The 6,906-nt window shown below is 56.4% G+C and carries 7 protein-coding genes; 3 read left to right on the plus strand and 4 right to left on the minus strand.

Annotation, left to right across the window (positions count from 1 at the left end):
• Positions 1–3 precede the first annotated feature (3 nt).
• From B2952_RS11865 to pyrH, 4 genes are all read right to left on the minus strand, one after another.
• A complete protein-coding gene (locus B2952_RS11865; protein WP_290725786.1) occupies positions 4–885 on the minus strand; it encodes a phosphatidate cytidylyltransferase in 882 nt (293 codons plus the stop codon).
• Positions 878–1,588: an isoprenyl transferase gene (locus B2952_RS11870; RefSeq protein ID WP_290725784.1), complete on the minus strand. Its 711-nt coding sequence runs from the start codon at positions 1,586–1,588 to the stop codon at positions 878–880. The genes B2952_RS11865 and B2952_RS11870 overlap by 8 nt, the downstream gene beginning before the upstream one ends.
• Positions 1,589–1,600: 12 nt before the next feature.
• The gene (gene frr / locus B2952_RS11875) at positions 1,601–2,134 is read right to left on the minus strand and encodes a ribosome recycling factor (RefSeq protein ID WP_290725782.1); all 534 of its coding nucleotides are present in this window, start codon (positions 2,132–2,134) and stop codon (positions 1,601–1,603) included.
• 85 nt (positions 2,135–2,219) lie between these two features.
• A complete protein-coding gene (pyrH, locus tag B2952_RS11880; RefSeq protein ID WP_072827780.1) occupies positions 2,220–2,924 on the minus strand; it encodes a UMP kinase in 705 nt (234 codons plus the stop codon).
• A 147-nt stretch (positions 2,925–3,071) separates the two neighbouring features.
• On the opposite strand from pyrH, the gene B2952_RS11885 reads away from it, so the two are divergent.
• The 3 genes from B2952_RS11885 to B2952_RS11895 form a co-directional block, all read left to right on the plus strand.
• Entirely contained in the window at positions 3,072–4,946 is a 1,875-nt protein-coding gene (locus tag B2952_RS11885; protein WP_290728359.1) for a M6 family metalloprotease domain-containing protein, read from the plus strand.
• Between the two features lie 220 nt (positions 4,947–5,166).
• Complete coding sequence (locus B2952_RS11890; RefSeq protein WP_290734166.1) at positions 5,167–6,048, plus strand: electron transfer flavoprotein subunit beta/FixA family protein; 882 nt, start codon at positions 5,167–5,169, stop codon at positions 6,046–6,048.
• Between the two features lie 3 nt (positions 6,049–6,051).
• A partial coding sequence (locus tag B2952_RS11895; RefSeq protein WP_290728355.1) for an electron transfer flavoprotein subunit alpha/FixB family protein occupies positions 6,052–6,906 on the plus strand: 855 nt, incomplete at its 3' end.

A 6,906-nucleotide genomic window follows, 5' to 3' on the forward strand; every position in this document is an offset into this window, starting at 1 on the left:
CTTTTAGGCAATATTCTTGAAGAAATCCATCAGCAGCACGAGCATCGGGGCCGCGAGGTAGAAGGAATCGCAGCGGTCGAGCACGCCACCGTGCCCCACGAACAGGTTGCCCGAATCCTTGGTGCCGCTCCAACGCTTGAGGGCGCTCATCAGGAGGTCACCCGCCTGGCCCGCGACAGTAATCAGGAGTCCAAGCACGACCGCGAGCGTCCAGTCGAGCCGCACGTTGAAAACCGCAAGGGCGGAACTGCACTTGGCCCAGTAGGCGACCCACGCGATAGTTGCGACAGAACCGGCAATGGAGCCTTCCCAAGTCTTCTTGGGACTGATGTTCGGAGCGAACGGATGGCGTCCGAAGGGTCCCTTGCCCGCAGCAAACTTTCCGAAGAAATACGCGACCGTATCGCACAGCCACACGGAGGTCATCACGAGGATAAACGGATAGCAGTGTTCGAGACCCTGTCCGTTGCCCATCATCTGCACGTTGATACCACCCCAAAGTCCGAGGTAGAGCGGGGCCGCAAGGTGCATCACCATCCAGGGGAACATGTGATCGATTTCGACCTTCGCGTAGGCGATGGCGATATACAGGCCGAACACAAGCATTGCCGTCATCCCGACAACATAAGGCACGGCGGTCAGCCCGAAGAACCCGCCCGAGGCAAGCGCCCAAGCCAGCGTGAGGGCAAAGCTTGCCGCAAACGAGAGGTAGCGCATGTCGGGACCCTTGTACATCTTGGAGACCATGCCCGCCCATTCCCAGGCGCCCACGCCCGCAAGGAAGCACATGAGGCCAATACGGCTGTAGTCGCAGAACCACAGCAACACGAACACTATAGGAATGGCGATAAACGCCGTCAACAAACGCTGAGCCAAGTTACTCATGCAACACCTTCCCAAACCTTCTTTCGCGGGTTTTGAAAAACTCAACGGCCTTCAGGAACTCTTCCTTGGTAAAGTCGGGCCACAGCGTGTCCGTCACGTAGAACTCGCTATAGGCGGCCTGCCAGAGCAGGTAGTTCGAAAGCCTGAACTCGCCACCGGTACGGATAACCAAGTCCGGATCGGGAGCGCCCTTCAAATACAAATTCTTCGCGAACACGTTCTCGTCGATATCCTCGATCTTGAGCGTACCCGCCTGCACCTGCGTGGCGATAGCCTTCGCCGCATCCACGATTTCGAGCCTGCCACCGTACGAGATGGCGAGGTTCAGCTGCATGCCCGTGTTGTTCGCCGTCTTGTCGATGGCGGACTGGAGGCTCGCGCGCGGCTTTTCGGGCAGGCGTTCCATGTTCCCGATAACCTTGAGCTTCACGTTCTTCTCCATGAGGTCGGGGATTTCCTTCACCACCATCTCGATGAGGAGGTTCATCAGGTAATCCACTTCCTTGCTGGGCCTGCCCCAGTTTTCGGAACTGAACACGTAGAGGGTCATGTGCTCGAGGCCCAGATTCACGCCAACTTCCACCGCGTCGATGGTCGCCTGCGTGCCCTTGCGGTGCCCGAGAAAACGCTCTAGCCCGCGGCTACGGGCCCAACGCCCGTTACCGTCCATAATGATGGCAACATGTCTAAGCTGGTTCGCCACGGTCGCCCCGGACTACACCTTGAGGAGGTCCGCTTCCTTCTCGGCAAGGATAGCGTCAATCTTTGCGATATACTTGTCGGTCGCCTTCTGGATTTCGTCCTGCTGCTTCTTGACTTCGTCTTCGGGCAGGTCCTTGTTCTTCTTGATGGCGTCGTTCGCATCGCGGCGGATGTTACGGATAGCCACACGGCCTTCTTCGGCATGCTTGCGGGCCACCTTCGCGAGTTCCTGGCGACGTTCGGTCGTGAGTATGGGAAGCGACACGCGGATGCAGTTGCCGTCCTTCATCGGGGTCACGCCGATATTTGCCGCAAGAATCGCCTTGTCGATGGTGTCGACGAGCTGCTTTTCCCACGGGGTCACGAGCAGCATACGCGGTTCGGGCACAGAAATCTTCGCCACCTGGGAAATCGGCGTCGGGGTGCCGTAGTAGTCGATACGTACGTCGTTGAGGATAGCGGGGCTAGCCTGGCCAGCGCGGATCTTGGAGAATTCACGTTCGGTGGCCTCGATGGCCTTGTCCATTTTTTCGGTATAGTCTGCCATAGTTCGTTCCTAGTCACTAGTCATTAGTCACTAGTTAGTTAAGAGTTGATGGTTTGTTTCCGTAGTTAAATATAAGTAAAAATCCCTAGCAGTGGACCAGCGTACCGAGGTCGCCTTCGATGGCCGCGCGGGTCAAATTGCCCTTTTCCATCTTGAACACGAAGATGGGCATGTTGTTTTCCATGCAGAGGGCGACGGCGGCGGTATCCATGACCTTGAGGCCGCGGGAAATGACTTCCTTGTAGCTGATATCGTCGAAGCGGGTGGCTGTCGGATCCTTGACCGGGTCCGCGGTGTAGATGCCGTCGACCTTGGTGGCCTTCATAATCACATCACATTCGCTTTCGATGGCGCGGAGAGCAGCGCAGCTGTCGGTGGTGAAGAACGGGTTACCCGTACCGGCGGAGAAAATCACGACGGAGCCTGCGGAGAGGAGCTTTAAAGCCTTGCGGCGGTCGAAGAATTCGCAGACCGGTTCCATGCGGATGGCGGACATCACTACGGAGTCGATTCCTTGCTTGTCGAGGGCGTCCTGCATGGCGAGGCCGTTCATCACGGTGCCGAGCATGCCCATGGCATCACCCTGGGCGCGGTTCATGCCGCCTGCAGAAGCGGAAATGCCACGGACGAGATTGCCGCCGCCAATCACGAGCGCGACCTGCACGCCCTGCTTGACGATGGAGGCAATTTCGGACGCCATGTCGGAGAGAATCTGGTTATCGATACCGTGGCCCTTTTCGCCTGCGAGGGCTTCGCCACTGAGCTTGAGAAGAATGCGTTTGAATTTCATATCCGAAAATGTAATAAATTGCGGGGAGGAAAAACAAGCAACAAATTATTACACGTCTTTAACACGGATTCTTTGCTACAGGCAACCGCTTCGTCCCAAAAAAGAATATATTAACATCGGGTGTATGATTCTCGCAGAGGGATGTTTATGAAAAACAGGATTCCGTTTTTTAGTCTTATCGCATTGATGCTGCCCGCGATGGCGTTCGCCGACATCGTGTACCAGGGGAAGCGCGTCCAGGAATGGCCCGCCGAGGCTATGCCCACATTCAACAACCGCACCCTCACGAAAACGACCGCGGTCACGACCAAGAGCCACTATGCCGCCCCCAAGGGCAAAATCTACAGCCTTACCCTGCTCGTCGATTTTTCGGACAAGCCCGCCCCCGTTACGGTGAGCGAAGTCGAGGAATGGCTCAACAAGGAAGGCTTCAATAGGGACGGTTGCAACGGTTCCGTGCGCGACTACTATCTAGACGTTTCCAACGGGCAGCTGGACCTCACGAACGAAGTCTACGGTTGGTACCGCGCAAAGCACCCTAAATCATGGTACGAAGGTTTGCAGGGATACTCGGGTTCCGATTCGCTGATGAAAGAAGTTTTCGCGTATTTCGATTCACAAGTCGATTTTTCACGCTACGACAACGACAAGGACGGCACCACCGAAGCCATTAACATCGTGTATGCAGGCCCCGGACAGACATGGGGTCAGGGGCTCTGGCCGCATTCCGGATGGTCCAACGAAAAGCGCGATGGAGTCCGGCTCACGCACCACCAGATGACGGACATGCCGGGCAAGTTTTCGATATACGTCTTTGTGCATGAATCGGGGCACATGATCTTCGGTTGGCCGGACCTCTACTGGTACGGCGACTACTGCACCATGGGCAACCGCGCGAACGACCTGAACCCGGTGGCGATAAACGACTTCTACCGTGCGGACCAGGGCTGGATTCCGTTCGTGGACATCACCAGCGAAGATGTAGACAACATAACAAGCCTTGAAGTTACGAAACCGGGTGAATTCTGCTACCGCTACAAGAACCCCGCAAGGCCAAACCAGGAAGGCCTCGTCTGGTCTTACGTACAAAATAAAGGCCGTAACAAAGTCCTAGCAGGTAGCGGCCTCCTGATGCAACATTACGACTTTTCGATTGAAGGAAATTCCTCCGCAGACAAACTCGGACTCCGAATCGTGCACGCCAGCGCGGCAGGCAAAACGAGCGATGCCGTAACTGACCAGTGGCCAAGCCCGGGCAGCACCGCCAACACGTTCTTCAAGAGCGGGACCTACGCGGAATTTTCAGATGACGCCTACCCCGCTATCCGCTGGTACAACGGTTCCAAGACGGGATTGAAAATCACCGACATCGGGACCCCCGGAGAGACGCTCACGTTCTGCATCGGCGAGAACTGTTCCGAGCCATCGTCCAGTTCGTCGGAACCCGCATCCAGCAGTTCTGTCGAAATCACGGTCCAGAAAATCGCGCTCAAAACGACACTCCCGATAAGCGACAACTATGCGCCCGTAACGCTCGACCTGAACGGCAACGAAGTCGCAAGCATTTTCGGCATCAAGCGGACCGAAATTGAAGACAAAGTAGAATTCTACGGAGTGGAACCCGACGGGAGCCTCAACAGCAACACTACCGGCGAAGGCACCGGACACTGGTTCGACAATAGCGGAAAAATCGTTGCCTGGGACCCGAACGGCACCAGCATCGTGTTCTCCAACGTGGACCTTACGACCATGACCACGAAAATCGGCCACATGCCGAACAAGGTCAAGGGCGGGGACACATTCACCGTGCGTCAAGCGCTCGTTTACGGGAGCAAGCAGGTCACCTTCGAAATCAAGGTGACAATCGAAGGCGGCACCACCATCATCCGCAATATCGAGAAGGCTCGTTACGGCAAGCCCGGGAACAGGATATTCAACGTGCTCGGTCAGCCCGTAGGGGCGCGCAACGCCAACGGATCCCTCCCCGACCTGCCCAAGGGCGTTTACGTGGAAGTGAAATAAGCAGTATAATATACTTTGAAATCACGTTAAGCCCGATTGAATCTCAAATCGGGCTTTTTTCGCATTTAAGCCAAAGTATTTTATTACAAAAAAACGTCAATTTTCTTATGCGGAGATGACGTGGGAAAGACCTCTACTGGAGGTCGGGGCGGAGCACCCGATAATTTCTATCTTGTACACAGCAAAACATAAAACGTAAATTCAACACTATAAGGATATAATGAGTCTTAAAATCGTTGTGCTTGCTAAGCAAGTACCTGATACACGAAACGTGGGCCCCGATGCCATGACGGAGCAGGGAACCATCAATCGTGCCGCATTGCCCGCGGTCTTCAACCCCGAAGACCTGAACGCCCTGGAGCAAGCCCTTCGTTTGAAGGACCAGTTCCCGGGTTCCACCATCTCTGTGCTGACGATGGGTCTCCCGAAGTCTGCCGAAGTCGTCCGCGAAGCATTGTACCGCGGTGCCGACGAAGGTTTCGTGGTGACGGACCGCCCGCTCGGTGGTGCTGACACTCTCGCTACGAGCTACACGCTCGCCCAGGCCGTCAAGAAGATTGGCGACTACGACATCATTCTCGGTGGCCGCCAGGCTATCGACGGCGATACCGCACAGGTCGGTCCGCAGATTGCAGAAAAGCTCGGCCTCACGCAGGTGACCTACGCCGAAGAAATTCTCTCCCTCGACGAAAAGGCCAAGAAGGTCGTTATCCGCCGCCACATCGACGGTGGCGTGGAAACGGTGGAAGCACCGCTCCCGCTGGTCGTGACCGTGAACGGAAGTGCGGCCCCGTGCCGTCCGCGCAACGCAAAGCGCCTCATGAAGTTCAAGAACGCTACGGTGGTTGCCGAACGCAAGCCGGAAGACGCCGAAAAGTACGAAGCCCTCATCGTGAAGAAGCCCTACCTGAACATTCCGCAGTGGGGTGCCGCCGACATCGACGCAGACCCTGCCCAGATCGGTAAGGCCGGTTCTCCGACGAACGTGAAGGCTGTCAAGAACATCGTGTTCAAGGCGAAGGAAAGCCGCACGCTCACCGCAAGCGACGCCGACGTCGAAGGACTTATCAAGGAACTTTTAGACGGGAAGATTATTGGCTAGCCTATGAATAACGTATTTGTATATTGCGAAATTGAGGGCACGACCGTTGTCGACGTTTCCCTCGAACTTTTGTCCAAGGGCCGCAAGCTCGCCAACACGCTCGGCGTTCAGCTCGAATGCATCTGTGCCGGCAAGGGCCTCGACGGAATTGAAAAGCAGGTGTTCCCCTACGGTGTGGACAAGGTCCACGTGTTTGACGCCGAAGGGCTCTTCCCCTACACCACCAACCCGCACGCTTCTCTCGTGGTGAACCTCTTCAAGGAAGAGCAGCCGCAGATTTGCCTGCTGGGCGCAACGGTGATTGGCCGTGACCTCGGCCCGCGTATTTCCAGCGCCATGCACAGCGGCCTTACCGCCGACTGTACCGAACTCGAAATCGACAGCTTCGAAATGAGCATCGGCGGCGTGAAGAAGTTCTACGAAAACCAGCTCTGCCAGATTCGCCCGGCGTTCGGCGGCAACATTGTTGCTACCATCGTGAACCCGGAACACCGCCCGCAGATGGCGACGGTGCGCGAAGGCGTGATGAAGAAGGAAATTGTCGATCCGAACTACAAGGGCGAAGTCATCAAGCACGACGTGGCCAAGTACGTGCCGGAAACGGAATACGTGGTCAAGGTGCTCGAACGCCATGTGGAAAAGGCCAAGCACAACCTCAAGGGCGCACCCATCGTGGTCGCCGGTGGTTACGGCATGGGCTCCAAGGAAAACTTCGACATGCTGTTCGAACTGGCGAAGGAACTCCACGCCGAAGTGGGCGCAAGCCGTGCCGCTATCGACGCGGGCTTTGCCGATCATGACCGCCAGATTGGCCAGACCGGCGTGACCGTACGCCCGAAGGTGTATATCGCCTGCGGT

Source organism: Fibrobacter sp. UBA7003, assembly GCA_002449765.1.
Taxonomy (GTDB): Bacteria; Fibrobacterota; Fibrobacteria; order Fibrobacterales; family Fibrobacteraceae; genus Fibrobacter.

Excerpts from the sequence above, each read along its gene's own strand:
- B2952_RS11865 (WP_290725786.1), bottom strand. The coding sequence starts at position 885 with ATGAGTAACTTGGCTCAGCGTTTGTTGACGGCGTTTATCGCCATTCCT.
- frr (WP_290725782.1), bottom strand. The coding sequence starts at position 2,134 with ATGGCAGACTATACCGAAAAAATGGACAAGGCCATCGAGGCCACCGAA.
- pyrH (WP_072827780.1), bottom strand. The coding sequence starts at position 2,924 with ATGAAATTCAAACGCATTCTTCTCAAGCTCAGTGGCGAAGCCCTCGCA.
- B2952_RS11885 (WP_290728359.1), top strand. The coding sequence starts at position 3,072 with ATGAAAAACAGGATTCCGTTTTTTAGTCTTATCGCATTGATGCTGCCC.
- B2952_RS11890 (WP_290734166.1), top strand. The coding sequence starts at position 5,167 with ATGAGTCTTAAAATCGTTGTGCTTGCTAAGCAAGTACCTGATACACGA.